The organism is Mycobacterium sp. AMU20-3851 (genome assembly GCF_043974665.1).
In the GTDB taxonomy this organism is placed as follows: Bacteria; Actinomycetota; Actinomycetes; order Mycobacteriales; family Mycobacteriaceae; genus Mycobacterium.
In genome coordinates this window covers 2,812,281-2,829,948 of record NZ_CP146371.1, presented here as the reverse complement: position 1 = coordinate 2,829,948, position 17,668 = coordinate 2,812,281, and the positions used below count along the sequence as shown (strand labels likewise).

Sequence of the window (17,668 nt, the reverse complement as noted above, 5' to 3'; positions counted from 1 at the left end):
ATGCGTTGAGTTCTTTCGCCACAGTCCTTTTCGCGGCGCTGGTGGCGGCGCCGCCGAGCATAGCCGACAACGAGGGGACCGCCGTCAACGGGCGTTTCACCGCGGTGTCAGACGGGAAATGGTCCAAGACCAACGAGACCTATCGTGATCAGACGACCCTGACGGAGACCTGGACGATCACGTCGACCTGCCATACCGCCTACGACTGCACCGGGCAGATCGTCAGTGATCGGGGTTGGACGGCCGAATTGCGTTACCTGAGCGGTCATTGGCGGGCCCGCCACACGGTGCCGAACTGGGTGCCCTGCGCCGACGGCACCTTCGCACCGGGACGCCAAGACCTCGCCTTCTGGCCGGCCCGCACCAACGACTACAACGCATCCGTGCTGACCGGCTGGAACGAGACCGTCGGACCGAGCGGGGCGTGCGGGATCAACAGGGCGGTGACGATCCGAATGCCGTTGCAGCTGACCAGGATCGACTAATCTCGCACGGCCACACCACGGATCACCGTGTCCCGGGAGTGGGTGAGCGCACGGTCGGGCCCCAGTTCCCGCAGGATGTTCTCCGGGATCCACTGCACACCGATGACACCGCGGGCCAGCAGTTCGGCGTTCGGGCTGTCCACCCGGATCTCCCCGGAACGGATCCCTTCGGAGAGCATCGTCTTCATCTGCCGCACCCGGGTCGAGAACGACCATCCAGGGTCGGCGACATCGGGTGGGGACTGCCGCATCCAGGCCAGCTGGATCCGGAACTCGTCCGGGAACTGGTCCAGCGCATTGATGTTGAGCCAGCTGAGCGCGTCCAGCTTCTCCAGCGGCGTGGAGTCCGTGCGCAACACCTCGCTCCAGCCACCGCCCACCTTGTGGCCGAAGGCGAGCATGATCGACATCAGCAGCTCATCCTTGGAGCCGATGATCCGGTATACGGTCCCGGTGCCCATTCCGGCCGCCGACGCAATGTCGCGAATGGTGGTCATCTCGTATCCACGCCTACCGAACTCGCTGCGCGCGACGGCGCGGACGTGAGCGGCCTTGTCGCTGCCGGCCGGCTCGGCGTTCTCCGACCAGCTCTTGACCACCTCATCGGCGGCGGCATAGGCGGCCGAACGATCCAGGTGCGCGTCGGTGAGCTCGTGGCTGGCCAAGCCATGCAGGTGGATGCGGCACAGGAGGCCGGCCACCTGATCGCTGCTGCCCTTGTGCCGGATCACGTCGAGCCCGACGTGCAGCATGCTCTGGCAGATCCGGTCGGCCAGCGTCGGTAGGTCCATCTCGGGCCGGATGAAACCGCTCCACCGGCCCGCGCGCAGCAGCTGCAGCATGGCGGACTGGATCCCGGCCGGCCGCTGCTTGGTCAGCTCGATCAGCTCGGGGTCCGAACTGGGGCCTTCGTAGAACGACATCTGCAACGCGGCGCGGTGGGCCACCGCGCACCGGGCGATGGCCCGGCCCAGGCCGACGATCTGTTCCTCGATCGGACGCGGATCGGGGGAATCGAGTCCACGCAGCGCCTGCTCGCCGACGAGGTCCAGCGCCGCGTGATAGCGCCGGATCAGTTCGACGAGGATGGCTTCCTTGGATTCGAAATGGTGGTACAGGCTGCCGGCGAGGATTCCTGCCGCATCCGCGATCTGCTGTAGCGACGTCCGCAGCCCCGATTCGGCGATGACGTCGTTGGCGGTGCGCAGAATCTCGATCCGGCGGGTGTCCGGGGAGTCTGACGATTGGTCGATCATCAACTCCCTGCTCTCGTGTCCGAACCCGATAGGAATACCGATTCTACGACCACGCCTCGCGGCGGCGGGGCATTGCGTATCCCAGGCGCGCTACCCGAGGGCCCCGCTCCTTTCCGTCCGGCAGCCGGCCACCAGCGCGGCACCGACCTGCTCGGCGTACGGCTCGCCGCTGCCGAGGAAACCCGAGAAGCCCAGCAGCCGCCTCAGGTACAGATGTGCATCGTGCTCCCAGGTGTAGCCGATCCCGCCGAACACCTGGATCGCGGTATCGCCCACACCGGCCAGCCGGGCACCGAAGGCTTTGATCCGGGCTGCCGCCATTCGCCGCCCGGTGTCATCGGCCTCGTCGGCCGCCCACAGCGCCCGCAGCACGCCACCGCGGCCCAGCTCGACGGTCTGGAACATGTCGACACACAGCTGCTGGACCGCCTGGAAACTGCCGATGGGCCGGCCGAATTGGCACCGGTTCTTGGCGTACTCGATGGTCATCTCCAGTAGGGCCTGCGCGGCACCGAGTGCGTCTGCGGCCGCCAGCGCCAGCACGTCGTCGCGCAACGCGGCCACGGCCTCGTCCCCGGCAGTGCCCAGTCGCTGCCCCGGGACGTCGTCGAAGTTCGCCCGGAAAGCCTTGCGGGTCAGGTCGATTGCCGGCACCGCTGAGAGCTGCAGGCGCGCTGCCGGCGTGGAATACAAATCCCAGCCGCAGGATTCGGGGGACAGAACAAGCACCACGTCCGCGGCGCCCGCATCGGTGAGCCCGTCGATCTCTCCCCGCAGCAGCACCTCCTGGCCGGCGCCGGTGGCCACCGGCCCGGGACCGGTCAGCGGCCCCACGGTCGCGATGGTCGATCCGCCGGCGATCCCGGCGAGTAGTTCGGCGGCGCGATCCTCAAGACCGAACCGGGCCAGCGCGCGGGCCGCGGCGGCGCAGGACAACCAGGGCCCGGGGTACACGGCGGATCCGAGTGCCTCTGCGACGATGCCGGCCTCGACCATCGTCGCACCCGTCCCGCCGTTCTCCGGCGCCACCAGCAGACCGGTCGCGCCGAGCCCGGCCAGCCCCTGCCACACCGGACCGGTGCCGCCCCGCGGGTCATCGAGGTACTGCCGCGCGTGATCGGCCCCGGCCTTGTCCGCCAGGAATCCCCGGACCGTCTCCGCCAATGCCGTCTGCTCGGCGCTGTATTCCAGGTTCACAGGTCGCTCCGGATCATCGGCGGGGGAGTCCGAGCAGTCGCGCGGTGATGTTGGTGTTGATCTGGGTGGTACCGCCGGCGATGCTCAGCGCATGGGAGGTCAGTCGGTAGTCGGCCCACCGTCCGTCGGCACCCGTGTCGCCGAGTAGGTCATAGCCGAGTGCCGCCAGATCCTGTCCGATCTGCGCCCACACCGTCTTCGCCAGGCTGGCGGTGCCGAATCCGTCCCGGCCGTGCCTGGTCGCCGAAATCGAACGCTGGCACAGGGTTTCCAGATAGCTGATACGCATCTCGAGGTCCCCCAGGCGGCGCAGGAGCGCGGGATCGGACAGGTCGTGGCCCGCGGCGTCCAGGTCTGCGACCAGGTCGGTGAGTCTGGTCTGCATCTCGGCGTACAGCCTTGCCGCCCCGGCACGTTCGTGCGACAACGTGGTGGTCGCCACCTGCCACCCTTCGTTGAGCCCGCCGAGCAGTGCGCTTGCCGGGACCCGGACGTCGGTGAAGAAGATCTCCGCGAAGTCGGCGTCACCGTTGAGGGTGACCAGGGGGCGGGCCTGCACTCCGGGTAGCGACAGGTCGACGATCAGGCAGGAGATGCCCTGATGCTTGGGAACATCCGGGTCCGTACGCACATACAGCTGACACCAGCGAGCGCGGTGGCCCAAGGATGTCCAGACCTTCTGGCCGTTGATGACGAAGTCGTCACCGTCGGCGACGGCGCGGGTCCGCAACGAAGCCAGATCCGAACCCGCCTCCGGTTCGGACATGCCCTGGCACCAGATGTCGTCGGCCCGGAGCATGCGGGGGAGCAGTTCGAGCTTCTGCCGCTCGGAACCGTACTGCATGAGTGCGGGCGCGATGTTGTTGATGCCGATCACGTTGAGCGGGTGCGGCACTCGCGCCCACGTGGTTTCCTCGGCGTAGACCAACTGTTCGAGGATCCCCGCGCCGCGCCCACCGTATTCTGTCGGCCACGAGACGGCCGCCCAGCGCGCGTCCGCCATCTGGGCGTTCCAGGCTCGCATGGTTTCGAAGGCATCGTCGGAGCGGCCGTAGTTCCGGGCCGCGGCCAGGATCTCCTCGGTCAGGTGACCGGCCAGCCACTCCCGCAGTTCCTTGCGGAGCTGCTCGGTGTGCGCCGGGTAGTTGAAACCGAATGAATCCAAGGGGCTTCCGTCTCGAACGTAGCTTCGCTTCCGGCTGGACTCTACGGTGGAACAGATATTTGGTCAACCGCGTCGGCCGGCGGGCCGGCTCAGCGACCCGCGGCCACGCCCGCCGCCTCCTCGACCAGGCGCGCGCCGATGCTCTGCAGCTCGGCGGTCGGCAGTGTGCGCAACGGATGCACGGCGATGATCAGCGAAACCCGCGTGCGCCGATCGAGCACAGGGGCGGAGATCGTTGCCACCGGCCGGGTCTCGCCTCCCGCCAGGGGCCCGATGGTGGTGAACTCGACCAGCAGGCGGTCCATCAGATGCCGCACCGAGTCGGGCAGATCCGTGGCACCGCCCATCAGTTTGGCCGCCTCCGCCAACGCCGGCGTCGTCGAATCGATGTCGAAGCCACGCGCACGGGTATCCGCGAGCACCCGGTGAAGTCGTCGGGTGAGTTCGGGATCCGATGCCGCGGCACGGGCGATCCAGGCCCGCTGCTCCTCGGCGGTGTCCCAGGCGGCGAAGGCCACGCCGAATGGCGGGGCGTAGGGGATGCGGTCGCCGGGCACGCTGGCCGCCCCACCGTCGAATGCGGTGATCACCAGACTGTCGCCGACCCGCTCGAGCACGGAGGCCGGGTAGCCGACGTCCGCGGACACCCGCCGTATCGCCGCCTTGGCCGCGGCGATCACCGGACGCGCCCCGTCGACGTGCGCCGCCACCAGCGTCAGCGACGGCCCCAGCGTGTAGGTCTTGTCGATCGGGTCCCGGCTGACCCAGCCGCGGTCGAAGAGCGTCTTGAGGATGGAATGCGCGGTGGCCTGCGTCAGCCCGAGTTCGCGGGTGATGTCGGAGAACCGCAGTGCGGACCCGCCGGGGCGGCCCAGCAGTTCGATGATGTCGAGCGCACGTGCCGTCGGCGCCGATGTCGATCCGCGAATGTGTTGACTCCTCACAGCGCTGCCGCCTACCGTGACGTCAGATACTCGAGAGTATCTCTCGAATATTCGATAACAGCAAGGAGGGGCCCATGCGCGCTGTACTGCTGAGGAACGGGCGGTTGGCGGTGGGGGAGATCGCCGAGCCGGTGCCCGGGCCCGGCGAACTGCTCCTGAAAACCCTGAGCACCGCCGTCTGCGCCTCCGACGTGCACTTCATGGACCACCCCGAACTCAGCCTGGACGATCCCACCGGCCGCTCGCTCTACGACGCCGACCGCGACATCGTGCTGGGCCACGAATTCGTCGGAGAGGTCATCGGGCACGGCCCGGGCTGCTCCGACCAGTACCCCGTGGGCAGCCGCGTCACCTCCATACCGATCCGACTGGTCGACGGCGGCGCCGCCGCCGGCGCCCGGATCATCGGCCAGCATCCGGACGCACAGGGCAGCTTCGCCGAACGCCTGGTCATCGCCGAGGCGCTGGCCAAACCGGCCGGCGAACAGACCCCGCCCGACGCCGCGGCCCTCACGGATGCGTTCGCCGTCGGCGAGTTCTATGTACGCGCCGCGAACGTGGCGCCCGGCGAGATCCCCGTGGTGATCGGGGCCGGCGCCATCGGACTCTCGGCCGTCGCCGCGCTCAGCGCTCGGGGCATCGAACCCATCGTGGTGTCCGATTTCCAGGCCGAGCGCCGCGATCTCGCCCGCGACCGTTTCGGGGCACACATCTGCGTCGACCCCGCCGAAACGTCGCCGTTCGAGGTTTTCCAGCAGATCCGTGCCAAGCGCCACTTGCCCGGTCCGGCAATCGTTTTCGAATGTGTCGGGGCGTCGGGGTTGATCCAGAGCATCGTCGAATCGGTCGAAATGGGAACCCGCATCTACTGCGCCGGCGGCTGGTATACCGGCGACACCCTGAATATCACCGACGCCACCCGCCAGGGCGTGACCATCCAGTTCGGTGGCGGGCCGATGCCCCAGGACTGGTACGGGACCCTCGACGCGATCAACGACGGACGCCTCGATCCACTGCCGAGCGTGGGCAAAGTCGTTGATCTCGAAGGTGTTCCGGAGGCCATCGAACTGGCCCGCAGCTCGGCCGGCCCGGCCCGCATCATCGTCCACCCGAACGGAGACCCACGATGACGGATTCTGTCCACCGACGCGACCGCGCCGACATCGCCGAGGTGCTGCTGCGGTACGCCACCGGTATCGACCGCCGGGACTGGGTGACGTTCCGCACCGTGTTCACCGACGACTGCGTACTCGACTACGGTGAGATCGGCAGCTTCACCGGGGCAGACGCCGTCACCGAGTTCATGGAGCAGTCCCATACGATGGCCGGCCACACCATGCACCGGCTGAGCAATATGGTCATCGAACCCGACGGCGACCGAGCCGTCGCACGTACCTATGTCGACGGCCTGATCATGGCCGCCGACAACGCCTCCGGGGTCAACGCAGTCGGCTTCTACGATGACGATCTGGTCCGCACCGATCTGGGTTGGCGGATCTCGCGACGCGCCTTCACCGCGGTGCGGATCACCACGATCGGGGCGTGAGGTGTTCGCTGACAAGTACGGACCGTGGGCGGTGGTGGCCGGGGCATCCGACGGGGTGGGCTCGGCCTTCGCCGAGGCCCTGGGCCGGCACGGCGTCAACGTGGTGCTGCTGGCCCGCCGGCAGCATGTCCTCGACGAGGTCGCCGACGGTATCCACAGCCGGACCGGGGTCCAGACCCGCACGCTGGCAATCGATCTCGCCGAGGAGTCCGCTGCCGCCCGGATCGCCGAGGCCACCGAGGACCTGGAGATCGGCACGCTGGTGTACTGCGCGGGCGCCGACCCGCACTACGCACCGTTTCTGAGCAGTCCACTCGCCGCCGCGGAAGCGATGGTGCAGCGCAATTGCGTTGCCCCGATGCGGTTGTGCCACCATTTCGCCACGCCGATGGTCGCCCGGGGTCGCGGCGCCATCGTGTTGTTCGGCTCCGGAGCGGGTTTCGCGGGCGCGCCCAACATGGTGGCCTACGGCGCGTCCAAGGCGTTCGACATGGTGTTCGCCGAGGCGCTCTGGGCCGAGTTGCATCCCGCCGGGGTAGACGTCATCGGCCTGATACTCGGCAAGACCGACACCCCGGCGCTGCGCACCCTCGAACACGCCCGCGGCGTGCTGCCGTCTCCGGAGACCAGGCCCGCGGATGCGGCGACGGCCGAGGAGGTCGTCGCCGAGGCACTGGACAACCTCGGCAACGGCCCGACCGTGTTGGTGGGCGAGGTGATGAAGGCCGCCGCACCGATGCTCGGGGCGATGCCCCGCAGGCAGGCCGTGGAACTGCTGACGGCGGCGGGCGCCGCCACGATGGGATGAGCGCACGCTAGGGTGCCGACATGGCGAGTGCGAGCAGTGACATCTGGGAGGTGCTGTCGACGGCGCGGACGATCCGCCGGTTCACCGATGAGCCTGTCGACGACGCAACCCTGTCCCGCTGCCTCCAGGCCGCCACCTGGGCGCCGTCCGGCGCGAACGCACAGGCCTGGCGGTTCGTCGTGCTGCGGTCACCCGAATTGCGCAAAGTGGTCGCCGCGGCCGCTCGGCTCGCGCTGGAGGCCATCGAGCCGGTCTACGGGATGAGCAGGCCCACCGAGCAGGAAACCGACCTCGTCGCCCGCAACAATCGGGCCACCTATGAGCTGCACGACCGGGCCGAGGAGTTCACCTCGGTGCTGTTCGTCCAGAAACGCTTCCCGACGGCCTCGGACCTGCTGCTCGGTGCCTCGATCTTCCCGGCGATGCAGAACTTCCTGCTGGCAGCCCGCGCACAGGGCCTGGGTGCCTGCCTGACCAGCTGGGCCTCCTACGGCGGGGAGGCGTTGTTACGCGAGGCGGTGGGCGTGCCCGAGGACTGGATGCTGGGCGGGCACATCGTCATCGGCTGGCCGAAGGGCCGGCACGGCCGGCTACGACGCCGCCCGCTCACCCACGCGGTCAGCCTGGACCACTGGGACCAGCCCGCCGACGAACTGCTTGCCGGCGTGCGCTGAGCGCAGCATGCCCGGCCACCAGAACCATCGACCGAGCAGCACCATCAGGGTTGGCAACAGGAATGTCCGCACCAGCATCGTGTCGATGAGCAGCCCGACACCGATGGTCAGGCCGATCTGGGCGATGCTGAGCACACTGCTGCCCAACAGCGCGAGCATCGTGATGCCGAAGACCACCCCCGCGGTGGTGACCACTCCACCCGTCGCGCCGAACGCGCGGATGATGCCGGTGCGCAGTGCGGCCGCACCCGGTGCGGCGGCGATCTCCTCCCGAATGCGCATGGCCAGCAACAGGTTGTAGTCGGCGCCCACCGCGATCAGGGCGATGAAGGCGATCGGCCCGACCGCCCAGTGCAACGGCAACCCCAGCAGGTGCTGCCAGATCAGCACGGCGGCACCCAGCGCAGCGGCATAGGAGAGCGCCACCGTACCGACCACCACCAGCCCGGCCACCGGGCTGCGCAGCAGGAGCGCCACGATCAGGAAGATCAGCGCCAGGGTGCTGATCGCGAGCAGCCGTGTGTCGTCGGCCACCATATGCGTCAGATCCCGGGTGGCGGGGCCGGCCCCGGACAGGTGAACGGCCAACGGCCGCAACGATCCTTCCTTGGTGGCCTCGGCCACCGCGGATTCGATCGACACTGCGCGGGCCACCCCGTCCGCGCCCCACTCCTGACCCTGTCCGTAGACCAGTAGGTAGAACGCCCGCCCGTCCGGCGCGATCAGCCGGTCCAGCGCGGCCGCCATCCGAGGGTCGGCCAGTGCCTGATGGGGCGCGTAGAACCCACCTGCAGCGCTGCCTTCGAACGCGGAGGCCGCCTCGCGCAGATACCCGGTGAACTCACCGAGTTGCGGCCCCACCGCAGCCAGTTGGCCCGTCGTCTCGGCCATCAGGTGCCGCGCCCGGCCGACGGCCGCCGTCATCGCGTCGATCCACGCCGGGATACCACCGAGCGCGTCGGTCGCGGCGCCGGTGCCGCCGGCCATCCGGTGCACGCCCGCGGTCAGCGCAGCGGTGCCCGAGACCACTTCGTCGACCGGCGTGACGATCTGCTGCAGGACCGAGCACACCGGGTCGGCCGGGCAGTTCGGTGACCGGGTGACGTAGCCCCGCAACGGATCCAACCGGCCCGCCGCTGCTACCGCGGTGGACTGCAGATCCGCTGTGCCGCGCTGCATATCGACCGCGGCCGCGCGTACCTCACCCAGTCCGGCGGCGCTACCCTGCAACCCCTGCCGCATCCCGGACAAGGCCGTTCCCATCCCGGCGAGCGTCCCGTCGAGATCGTCGAGGCCGCGCAGCTGATCGTCGAGGCTCCGCACGCCGCCCGCCAGTTCGTCTCCGATGCGGCCGATCTGGCCGGCCAGGGTGGTCTCCTCGGGCACCGTGCCCGACGGCCGGCTGGGGGACTGCACCAGCCGCACCCCGGGGATCTCCATCACCGCACGGGTGACCCGTTCCACCGCGATGAGACCGGACGGGGTCCGCACATTGTCGACGGTCTGGACCGCGACCACATCCGGCAACAGATGGTTCGGCGCGAAGTGCCGGTCAGCCGCCGCGTAGCCCCGACTGGACTCGCTGTCGGCCGGTGTCGCAGCCGGCTCGTTCCATCCGGCGCGAATCCCGCTGACGGGCAGTGCCAGCAGGACGAGAACGGCGAGCACGGTCACCAGTACCGGTGCGGGCCAACGCGATACCGTGGTCCCGATGCGCCGCCAGCGCCGTTGCGTCCTCATGGGCCTCGGGCGCAGCAGTGCGGACCCGCCGGCCAACCGGATCAGCGCCGGGGTCAGTGACAGCGAGGCGGCCATCACCACCAGAATGCCGATGGCAGAGGGGATTCCGGCACTGCGAAAGAAGCCGACCTGCGCGAAACCCAGACCGGCCAGTGCGGCGGCCACCGTCAGTGCGGACCCGGCCACCACCGGCGCGACCCCGCGGTAGGCCGCCGTGAGGGCCTGTTGGACATCCAGGCCGTGACGCAGACCTTCCTGATGGCGACCCATGAGGAAGATCGCATAGTCGGTTCCGGCGCCGAGCATCATGGCGGCCACCAACGCAACCGAGAACAGCGACACCTCGATCAGACCGGCACCACCCAACACCGCCGCGATGGTCCGCGCGACGGCCAGCGCCAGCCCGACCGACAACAACGGGATCAGCGCCGCGACCACCGAGCGGTACACCACCAGCAGCAGCGCCAGGATCAGCCCGACGGTCGCGGCCGTGATCAGTAGCATCTGCCGGTCGATCGCACTGAACTCGTCGGCGATGGTGGCGCCCGGCCCGGTGAGAAACACCTCCAGCCCGGCCGGCACACCCGCGGCCCCCGCGGCGGTCCGCACCGCGTGCACCGCGTCGGCCGCCTCGGTGGTGCCCAGCACCCCGGCCAGCCGCAGCATCACGGTGGCCGCCCGGCCGTCCGTGCTGACCGCGAAGGGTTCGGTCAGCGGGTCCGACCAGAGTTCGGTGACACCACGAACGTGATCGGTATCGGCCCTCAGCGCGGCGACGAGCCGGTCGTGGTAGGCGCGGTCCTCGTCTCCCAGCGCTCGGGCGGCGCGCTCCAGCACCAGGTAGGTCAGGTTGTTGTCGGTGTGCTCGCCGAACAACTCCGCGGATCGCACGGTGGCCAGCGAGCTGGGCGCATCCATCGGCAGGAACGCACGTGTGTGCTCGTGCACCACGGTCTCCAGTTGCGGCACGGCAACATTCATCGCACCCGCGAGCGCCAGCCACATCCCGACGGTCAGTGCCGCACCGCGCCGCGTCAGCGGCCGCATCCACCCCATGGCCCAAACGCTAGAAACCGGACAGGGGATGCGCGTCGTGCCGAGGGCCCAAACCGGGCCTCCTACCCTGGTAGGAGCGAGAATCCGCCCGCAGGACGATGGTCTTGTCGGGGTTGCGGACATACGATCGTCCGATGCGCCTGGCCGTGCCCGAATTCCTGCGTAGGCGTTTCGCGCGCCACAACGAGCTCAACGAGCTCGGCTGGAGTTGGACCTTCGTCATCACCACCGATCTCGCGCTGGCGTTGATCGCGGTGGTGTCGACACTGCAGCGCCCGGCTTCGGACTACCTGGTCGCGGTGCCGGTCGGCATCATGGTGGCGATGTGCCCGCTGGTCGTCTTCTTCGCCCGCGGCGCCTCGTTCAACCCGCTGCTGATCTGGGGGGCATGGTCCGGCGCGGCGGCGATCTTCCTGTTCGCCACCTCCACACCGATCCCGTTCGATTTCGCGCCGTTGATCCTCGTGCTGATGACGGGGGCGGTGACGGCGATGACCCCGCTGGCCGGCGGGCTCGCGGCGACGGCGTCGGCGGCCGCGATGCTGTCCGCCGCGGCGGCGGTCCACCGGCTGGACGGACTGTGGCTCTACCTCAGTGTGCTGGGCATGGGCTGGCTGGTCGGGTATCTGATGCGTATCCAGCAGCAGTTGATCGTCGCGCAGCGGGCCGCTCAGGAGGCGCTGGCCGAGCACGCCGCCGCCGACGAACGCCGCCGGATCGCGCGCGAAGTGCACGACGTCATCGCCCACTCGCTCTCGGTCACGCTGTTGCACCTCACCGGCGCCCGGCGGGCACTGCAGGAAGACCGCGATATCGATGACGCCGTCGACGCGCTGGAGGATGCCGAGAAGCTGGGCCGAGAGGCGATGGCCGATATCCGCCGCACCGTCGGTCTGCTGGACCAGGCACCGATGCGGATCGCTCCGGAACCCGGGATCGGCGACATCCCGCGGCTCATCGACGATTTCGCCCGGGCCGGGCTGGCCGTCACGCTACGCACCGAGGGTTCCACCACGCCGGTGTCACCGGCGGTCGGGCTGGCGCTCTACCGGATCGCGCAGGAATCCCTGGCTAATGTCGCCAAGCACGCACCGGATTCCCGGTCGACGGTTTGTCTGACGGTCACCGACGACCGCGCCGAACTCTCGGTGCGCAACGAGATGCCGGTGTCCGTGACGGTCGAGCGCCGGCGGGCCCCGGATGGTCGCGGCGTGCGCGGCATGCGGCAACGGGTCGAGATACTGGGCGGCGTCATCGATATCGGCCTGACCCGGGAAGGGTGGGCGGTGCACGCGGAGGTGCCGTTGGGGGACACCGGGACCGCCAGGAACGTCAGCCGGTGTGGGGGATGACCGTGGACTTCAGAGGTGAACGCGGTGACGGCAATTGGATCGACATCGCGGTTCTGCTCGTCGACGATCAGGCCCTGGTGCGCTCCGGGCTGCGGCGGATCCTGCGCCGCAAGGACGGTTTCGTGATCGTCGGGGAATGCTCGGACGGCGACGAGGTTCTCGATGCACTGGCCGAGCAGCCGGTCGACGTGGTGGTCATGGACCTGCGGATGAAGCGCGTCGACGGCATCGAGGCGACCCGGCGGCTGGCCGAGGCGGGCGGCCCGCCGGTGTTGGCGCTGACCACGTTCAACGAGGACGAATTGCTGTCCGGGGTGCTGCGGGCCGGGGCCGCCGGGTTCGTCCTCAAGGACTCCTCGGCCGAGGAACTCATCCGCGCGGTCCGGGCCGTGGCGCACGGCGACAGCTATCTGGATCCGGCGGTGACCGCCCGCGTGCTCAACACCTACCGTAAATCCGCCGCGGGTCCGCCACAGGTGGAGGTCAGCGAGCTCACCGGACGCGAGCTCGACGTGCTGACCCTGATCGGCAAGGGGCACACCAACGCCGAGATCGCCGAGCAGCTGTTCATCTCCGGAGTGACGGTGAAAAGTCACATCGGACGCATCTTCGACAAGCTGCGGTTGCGGGACCGGGCCGCGGCCATCGTGTACGCCTACGACCACGGCATCGTGGTACCGCAATAGCGGCGGCCGCCGGGCCTTGATGACCCTGTGCGACGATGCGCAAATGAGTGCGCGCCCGTTTCACTTCACCCAGACCGAGCAGGACACCTTCCTGCCCAGCGCCTACGCGCAGAGCCACTGGGGTCCCGACCACCTCAACGGCCCGGCTCTGGTCGGGCTGGTGGCCCGGTCTCTGGAGGAGAGCTTCGGCGATCCGCAGTTCCTGCCGTCCCGGCTGACCGTCGATCTGTTCAAGGCGGCCCGCGGGGTACCGACGCATACCAAGCTCGCCCTGGTCCGCGATGGCCGACGCGTCCGCAACGCGGAATGCGAGCTGGTGCAGGACGGCGTGACGGTGGTGCGGGCCACCCTGGTCCAGTACCGGCTCTCAGAGCCGCCCCGGGGGCAGGAGTGGGTGGCCCCGATGACGTTCGTCGGGCCGTCCGACCCTGACGAGAGCCGGGGGATCGGCATCGGCAGCGACGAGGTCGGCTGGACGGACGCCATCGCCGACCACCAGAACACCTCCCGGAAACGCTTCGTCAACCGCACCATCGATGTGGTCGACGGACACCGTAATTCGCCGTTCGTGCGCGCCGCGATGGCGGCCGAGGGCACCAGTCTGGTCACCAACCTCGGCACCGCCGGGGTCGGCTACATCAACGGCGATCTCACCGTGGCGTTGGCGCGGTTGCCCCGCGACGAATGGATCGGGGTGCAGGCCGACTCGCACTGGGCGGCCGACGGAATCGCGGTGGGCACCGCCACGCTGTTCGACAGTGCGGGCGCCATCGGTTCCGGGATGGTGACCGCGGTGAGCAACCCGGCCGCCCAGATCGACTTCAGCAACGACCCGTTCCCGGACCGCACCCGCTGAGGGCCGCACCGCCCGAGAAAACTCGTGGACAGCGCGGCGATGGGCACCGTTGAATGCAGTGATGACGGCCAATGGGGCAGGCAGCGGTGCGTTCATGGCCGTCGCGGCGATGTGTTCGGTACAGGTCGGCGCCGCCATCGCGGTCGGGTTGATCGACGATATCGGCGCCGCCGGGGCGGCCTGGCTGCGACTGTTCTGGGCGGCGATCCTGCTGCTGGTCATCGTCCGGCCACGCCCGTCCTCGTTCACCAGATCCTCGTTCCTGGCCGCGGTGCTGCTCGGCGTCGTCACGGCCGGCATCACGGTGCTGTTCATGATGGCCGTGGAACGCATCCCGCTGGGTACCGCCAGCGCGCTGGAATTCCTCGGGCCGCTCGGAGTGGCAGTGCTTCACGGCTCGGGCCGCAACCGGTATGTGTGGCCGGGGCTCGCCGCTGTAGGGGTTCTGCTGCTGACCGAGCCGTGGTCGGGCAGCTTCGACCCGATCGGGGTGGGCTGTGCACTGGCCGCCGGTTTCTGCTGGGGCGCATACATTCTGCTGACCCAGCGGGTCGGCGAGCAGGTCAGCGGTCTCAGCGGATTGGCGGTGTCGATGCCGGTGGCCGCGCTCGTGGCTTCGGTTGCGGCCGGCCCATCGGTGTTCACACGCATGACGCCTCAGCTGTGGCTGGTGGGGATCGGGCTGGCCATCCTGCTGCCGGTGGTGCCGTTCGCGCTGGAGTTGCTGGCGCTACGCCGGCTCACCGCCGCGGCGTTCGGCACCCTGATGAGCCTGGAGCCAGGATTCGCCATGTTGATGGGTTGGCTGATCCTGCACCAGGTTCCCGCGCTCGTCGGCGTCGTCGGTCTGTGCTTCGTCGTCGTCGCCGGCATCGGAGCCGCACGCCACGGTGCGCGGGAGCCGGTCGCCGCGCCGGTGACGCCCTGAAGATCAGGCGTCGATCTTCTTGCGCCGGTACAGCGTTCCGACCGCCAGCAGCAGCAGACTCACCACCAGGATCGCGGTCGCCAGCACGTTGATCTGCGGAGGCACGGCGGCCTTGACCGCCGCGTTCACATACAGCGGGTAGGTGACCGTGGAGCCGCTGACGAAGTAGGTGATGATGAAATCGTCGAGCGACAAGGCGAACGACAACATCGCGGCGGCGATGATGCCCGGCACGATCAGTGGCAGTGTGACCTTGAAGAAGGTCCGGGTCGGGCTGGCCCCGAGATCCAGTGACGCATCCTCCAGCGTCCAGTCGAAACCGCGGACCCTGGCCCGCACCGTCATCGCGATGAAGCTGACCTCGAACGCGACGTGTGCGATCACGATGGTGCTGTAGCCGGCTGCCCACCCCAGATCCAGGAACAGGGTCAGCAGTGAGGCACCCATCACCACCTCGGGCGCGGTCAACGGCAGCACCATGAAGGTGTCCACCGCCTTGTAGCCGCGGAACCGCTGGCGTACCAGGGCAATTGCCAACAGGGTGCCGAGCACCAGGGCGATCGCGGTGGAGACGAAGGCGATGTTGAGGCTGAGCTTCAGCGCTTCGGTGAGCGCCGGGTACTTGAACGGGTCCGCCCAGTTGTCCAGCGTGAAGCCCTGCCAGGTGTAGTTGAACTTGCCGGCGGGTTTGTTGAACGAGAACAGGACGATCACGAAGATCGGCAGAAACAGGTACAGCAGTACCAGTCCGGCGACGATCCGCAGCGAGTAGTCGCCCCACTTGGGCCGGGCCTTCACGGGTTTGGCGTCGGTCGGGTCGGGGGCCGGTCGGGCGGCGGTGGTCGTCATACCAGGTCCTCCGTGCCCAGTGCGCGGGTGTACATCAGCACGCCGACCAGGATCAGACCCATCAGCCCGAGGCTGAGTGCTGCGGCGGCCGGGTAGTCCTTGACTACGAGGAACTGTTTCTGGATGACGTTGCCGATCATCGTGGTCTGGGTGCTGCCCAGATAGTCGGCGTTGATGAAGTCACCGACGGCGGGGATGAACACCAGCATGCTGCCGGCCAGCACGCCCGGCATCGACAGCGGCAGGATCACCTTCCGGAAACTGCGTGTGCCACCGGAATACAGATCCCGGGAGGCCTCCAGCAGCCGGGGATCGATCTTCTCCAGGCTGACGTAGAGCGGCAGGATCATGAAGATGATCCAGTTGTAGGTCAATCCGCCGACCACCGCCCAACTCGTCGAGAGCAGGCGGCCCTCATCCGGCAGCAGGCCGATGGCGCCCAGCGCACTGACCACCCAGCCCTCGTCGGCCAGGATCGTCTTCCAGGCGATGGTCCGGATCAGGAACGTCACGAAGAAGGGCAGGATCACCAGACCCAGGATCAGGTTCTTGAACCGGCCCGCCTTGAACGCGATGACATAGGCCAGGGGATAGGCCAGCAACAGGCAGAGCGCGGTGGCCGAAAGGGCGTACCCGAACGACCGCAGGATCTGATCCTGGTACAGCACGAAGGCGTCGACGAAGTTGGAGAACTTCCAGTCAAAGGTCAGCGTCGGCAGATACACCGATCCACCCGACGTCGACAGTGAGGTCCGCGCCAATGAGATGAACGGCACCACAAAGAAAATGGCGAGATATGCCAGCGCGGGCAAGATCATCAGATACGGCGCGATCCTGCTCCGCTGCCGGCTGCTGGTTGCGACTCCAGCCATTCAGGCTCCCTGCGTTCGCTGTGCCATGGCCCTAGCCCCCGGTGACAGCGGCGAACATGGTGTTGAACTCCTGCGTCTGCTCGTCGGTCAGCGGAGCCCAGGACTTGAGCTGCGCCTGCACCTCCGGCGTCGGGTTGATCAACGGGTTCTCGGCGGCGGCCGCATCCACCTTGGCCAGTTCATCGGTCATGTCGGAGAGCACCGGCACGAACTGGGTGTAGGCCACCAGCTTGGCGTAGTTGGCCCGGTCGTACACATAGTCGATCCAGGCCTCGGCGCCCTTCTGGTTGCGGGAGGTGTACGGGATCACCATGGTGTCGATGAACCAGTCGCCGCCGGACTCGGGGATGATGAACTGCAGATCGGGGTTGTCGGCCTGCAGCTGCACCACATCACCCGAATATGCCTGTGCCACAGCGATGTTCCCCGCCGCCAGGTCGTCGGCGTAGTCGTTGCCGGTGAAGCGGCGGATCTGACCCTTCTCCTTCTGCTCCCGGACCAGGTCGACGGCCTTCTGGACCGACTCGGTGGTCGGATCCTCCGGCGAGTTGCCTTGGGCCTGCATGATCATGCCGAGCCCGTCCTGGACGTCGGAGAGCAGGCTGACCCGGCCCTTGAAGGCGGGATCCCACAGGTCGTCGATGGTCCGGATGTCGCGACCGGTCGCGGCCCGGTTGTAGGCCAGGCCGACCATGCCGGTCATATACGGGGCGGTGAACTTCCGGCCCGGATCGACCTTCGAATCGAGCAGGTCGGCACGCAGGTTCTTGCGGTTGGGCACACCGGATTCGCTGATCTCGTTGAGCCAGCCCAACCCCTTCACACGGGCCGCCATGAACTCGGTGGGCACCACCAGGTCGGTGCCGATGTCCTGCTTGCGCGACAGCGGTTCCTTCACCTTGGCGAACCACTGCTCGTTGTCGTTGAAATCTTCCTTGTAGTCCACGGTGATGCCGGAGGCCGTCTGGAAGGCCGCGACGAATCCGTCGGCCATGTACAGCGGCCAGTTCGAGATCCGCAGCATGCCTTCGTCCTGGGCCGGGGCCGAGGTGTCGGAGGACGTGCCACTGTCGGATCCGCAGGCGGCCAGGAACGAGGATCCGAAGATCGCCGCCGTGGCGGCCGCGGCGCTGCCGCCGAGGAACCGGCGCCGGCTGGTCCGGTTGGCGGCCAGGCGGGACAGCAGTCGGGGATCGATCTCGTTGGACATTCGGGGCCTTTCGTGAAGTTGTTGGCAGAGCAGCACAAACGTGG

At 68.4% G+C, this 17,668-nt stretch carries 17 protein-coding genes; 9 read left to right on the top strand and 8 right to left on the bottom strand.

Translation table 11 applies throughout. The features are described from left to right. Nucleotides 1–5 precede the first annotated feature (5 nt). Entirely contained in the window at nucleotides 6–485 is a 480-nt protein-coding gene (locus V4U86_RS13615; protein ID WP_395311719.1) for a hypothetical protein, read from the top strand. Here V4U86_RS13615 and V4U86_RS13610 read toward each other — a convergent pair. From V4U86_RS13610 to V4U86_RS13595, 4 genes are all read right to left on the bottom strand, one after another. After that, nucleotides 482–1,741, bottom strand: a complete 1,260-nt coding sequence (locus tag V4U86_RS13610) for a TetR/AcrR family transcriptional regulator (protein WP_395311718.1) — start codon at nucleotides 1,739–1,741, stop codon at nucleotides 482–484. The two genes, V4U86_RS13615 and V4U86_RS13610, sit on opposite strands and share 4 nt — an antisense overlap. 90 nt (nucleotides 1,742–1,831) lie before the next feature. Then, nucleotides 1,832–2,938 (bottom strand): acyl-CoA dehydrogenase family protein, encoded by a 1,107-nt coding sequence (locus V4U86_RS13605; protein WP_395311717.1) that lies wholly within the window; start codon nucleotides 2,936–2,938, stop codon nucleotides 1,832–1,834. A gap of 13 nt (nucleotides 2,939–2,951) precedes the next feature. Further along, nucleotides 2,952–4,103 (bottom strand): acyl-CoA dehydrogenase family protein, encoded by a 1,152-nt coding sequence (locus V4U86_RS13600; RefSeq protein WP_395311716.1) that lies wholly within the window; start codon nucleotides 4,101–4,103, stop codon nucleotides 2,952–2,954. 89 nt (nucleotides 4,104–4,192) lie between these two features. Next, nucleotides 4,193–5,047 carry a helix-turn-helix domain-containing protein gene (locus V4U86_RS13595; RefSeq protein ID WP_395311715.1) on the bottom strand — a complete coding sequence of 285 codons (855 nt, stop codon included), beginning with the start codon at nucleotides 5,045–5,047 and terminating at the stop codon, nucleotides 4,193–4,195. A 74-nt stretch (nucleotides 5,048–5,121) separates the two neighbouring features. Here V4U86_RS13595 and V4U86_RS13590 point away from each other — a divergent pair, with 74 nt between their 5' ends. From V4U86_RS13590 to V4U86_RS13575, 4 genes are read left to right on the top strand one after another with little or no spacing between them, the layout of a single operon-like run. After that, entirely contained in the window at nucleotides 5,122–6,177 is a 1,056-nt protein-coding gene (locus tag V4U86_RS13590; protein WP_395311714.1) for a zinc-binding dehydrogenase, read from the top strand. Next, nucleotides 6,174–6,593 (top strand): nuclear transport factor 2 family protein, encoded by a 420-nt coding sequence (locus V4U86_RS13585; protein WP_395311713.1) that lies wholly within the window; start codon nucleotides 6,174–6,176, stop codon nucleotides 6,591–6,593. Before V4U86_RS13590 ends, V4U86_RS13585 begins: the two co-directional genes overlap by 4 nt. A gap of 1 nt (nucleotide 6,594) precedes the next feature. Beyond that, nucleotides 6,595–7,401, top strand: coding sequence for an SDR family NAD(P)-dependent oxidoreductase (locus V4U86_RS13580; RefSeq protein ID WP_395311712.1), 807 nt, complete (start codon nucleotides 6,595–6,597; stop codon nucleotides 7,399–7,401). A gap of 20 nt (nucleotides 7,402–7,421) precedes the next feature. Beyond that, complete coding sequence (locus tag V4U86_RS13575; RefSeq protein WP_395311711.1) at nucleotides 7,422–8,075, top strand: nitroreductase family protein; 654 nt, start codon at nucleotides 7,422–7,424, stop codon at nucleotides 8,073–8,075. Here V4U86_RS13575 and V4U86_RS13570 read toward each other — a convergent pair. Continuing rightward, complete coding sequence (locus V4U86_RS13570) at nucleotides 7,992–10,871, bottom strand: RND family transporter (protein WP_395311710.1); 2,880 nt, start codon at nucleotides 10,869–10,871, stop codon at nucleotides 7,992–7,994. The two genes, V4U86_RS13575 and V4U86_RS13570, sit on opposite strands and share 84 nt — an antisense overlap. A gap of 134 nt (nucleotides 10,872–11,005) precedes the next feature. Between V4U86_RS13570 and V4U86_RS13565 the strand changes: the two genes are divergently transcribed. The 4 genes from V4U86_RS13565 to V4U86_RS13550 all read left to right on the top strand — a co-directional run bounded on the left by V4U86_RS13565 (nucleotide 11,006) and on the right by V4U86_RS13550 (nucleotide 14,693). After that, nucleotides 11,006–12,223 (top strand): sensor histidine kinase, encoded by a 1,218-nt coding sequence (locus V4U86_RS13565; protein WP_395311709.1) that lies wholly within the window; start codon nucleotides 11,006–11,008, stop codon nucleotides 12,221–12,223. After that, nucleotides 12,220–12,909 carry a response regulator gene (locus V4U86_RS13560; protein WP_395311708.1) on the top strand — a complete coding sequence of 230 codons (690 nt, stop codon included), beginning with the start codon at nucleotides 12,220–12,222 and terminating at the stop codon, nucleotides 12,907–12,909. Before V4U86_RS13565 ends, V4U86_RS13560 begins: the two co-directional genes overlap by 4 nt. A gap of 43 nt (nucleotides 12,910–12,952) precedes the next feature. Continuing rightward, entirely contained in the window at nucleotides 12,953–13,765 is an 813-nt protein-coding gene (locus tag V4U86_RS13555) for an acyl-CoA thioesterase domain-containing protein (RefSeq protein ID WP_395311707.1), read from the top strand. 61 nt (nucleotides 13,766–13,826) lie between these two features. Next, nucleotides 13,827–14,693, top strand: coding sequence for an EamA family transporter (locus V4U86_RS13550; protein ID WP_395311706.1), 867 nt, complete (start codon nucleotides 13,827–13,829; stop codon nucleotides 14,691–14,693). 3 nt (nucleotides 14,694–14,696) lie between these two features. On the opposite strand, the gene V4U86_RS13545 is transcribed toward V4U86_RS13550, so the two are convergent. The 3 genes from V4U86_RS13545 to V4U86_RS13535 are packed head-to-tail and all read right to left on the bottom strand — an operon-like array spanning nucleotide 14,697 to nucleotide 17,624. After that, complete coding sequence (locus V4U86_RS13545; RefSeq protein ID WP_395311705.1) at nucleotides 14,697–15,542, bottom strand: ABC transporter permease; 846 nt, start codon at nucleotides 15,540–15,542, stop codon at nucleotides 14,697–14,699. Further along, a complete protein-coding gene (locus V4U86_RS13540) occupies nucleotides 15,539–16,414 on the bottom strand; it encodes an ABC transporter permease (RefSeq protein ID WP_395311704.1) in 876 nt (291 codons plus the stop codon). Before V4U86_RS13540 ends, V4U86_RS13545 begins: the two co-directional genes overlap by 4 nt. A 31-nt stretch (nucleotides 16,415–16,445) precedes the next feature. Next, a complete protein-coding gene (locus V4U86_RS13535; RefSeq protein ID WP_395311703.1) occupies nucleotides 16,446–17,624 on the bottom strand; it encodes a polyamine ABC transporter substrate-binding protein in 1,179 nt (392 codons plus the stop codon). Between the last annotated feature and the right edge of the window lie 44 nt (nucleotides 17,625–17,668).

Bases quoted from the DNA above. Each gene is read 5' to 3' on its own strand.
- V4U86_RS13610 (WP_395311718.1), bottom strand. From the start codon at position 1,741: ATGATCGACCAATCGTCAGACTCCCCGGACACCCGCCGGATCGAGATT.
- V4U86_RS13590 (WP_395311714.1), top strand. From the start codon at position 5,122: ATGCGCGCTGTACTGCTGAGGAACGGGCGGTTGGCGGTGGGGGAGATC.
- V4U86_RS13585 (WP_395311713.1), top strand. From the start codon at position 6,174: ATGACGGATTCTGTCCACCGACGCGACCGCGCCGACATCGCCGAGGTG.
- V4U86_RS13575 (WP_395311711.1), top strand. From the start codon at position 7,422: ATGGCGAGTGCGAGCAGTGACATCTGGGAGGTGCTGTCGACGGCGCGG.
- V4U86_RS13570 (WP_395311710.1), bottom strand. From the start codon at position 10,871: ATGGGGTGGATGCGGCCGCTGACGCGGCGCGGTGCGGCACTGACCGTC.
- V4U86_RS13565 (WP_395311709.1), top strand. From the start codon at position 11,006: ATGCGCCTGGCCGTGCCCGAATTCCTGCGTAGGCGTTTCGCGCGCCAC.
- V4U86_RS13560 (WP_395311708.1), top strand. From the start codon at position 12,220: ATGACCGTGGACTTCAGAGGTGAACGCGGTGACGGCAATTGGATCGAC.
- V4U86_RS13555 (WP_395311707.1), top strand. From the start codon at position 12,953: ATGAGTGCGCGCCCGTTTCACTTCACCCAGACCGAGCAGGACACCTTC.
- V4U86_RS13550 (WP_395311706.1), top strand. From the start codon at position 13,827: ATGACGGCCAATGGGGCAGGCAGCGGTGCGTTCATGGCCGTCGCGGCG.
- V4U86_RS13545 (WP_395311705.1), bottom strand. From the start codon at position 15,542: ATGACGACCACCGCCGCCCGACCGGCCCCCGACCCGACCGACGCCAAA.
- V4U86_RS13540 (WP_395311704.1), bottom strand. From the start codon at position 16,414: ATGGCTGGAGTCGCAACCAGCAGCCGGCAGCGGAGCAGGATCGCGCCG.
- V4U86_RS13535 (WP_395311703.1), bottom strand. From the start codon at position 17,624: ATGTCCAACGAGATCGATCCCCGACTGCTGTCCCGCCTGGCCGCCAAC.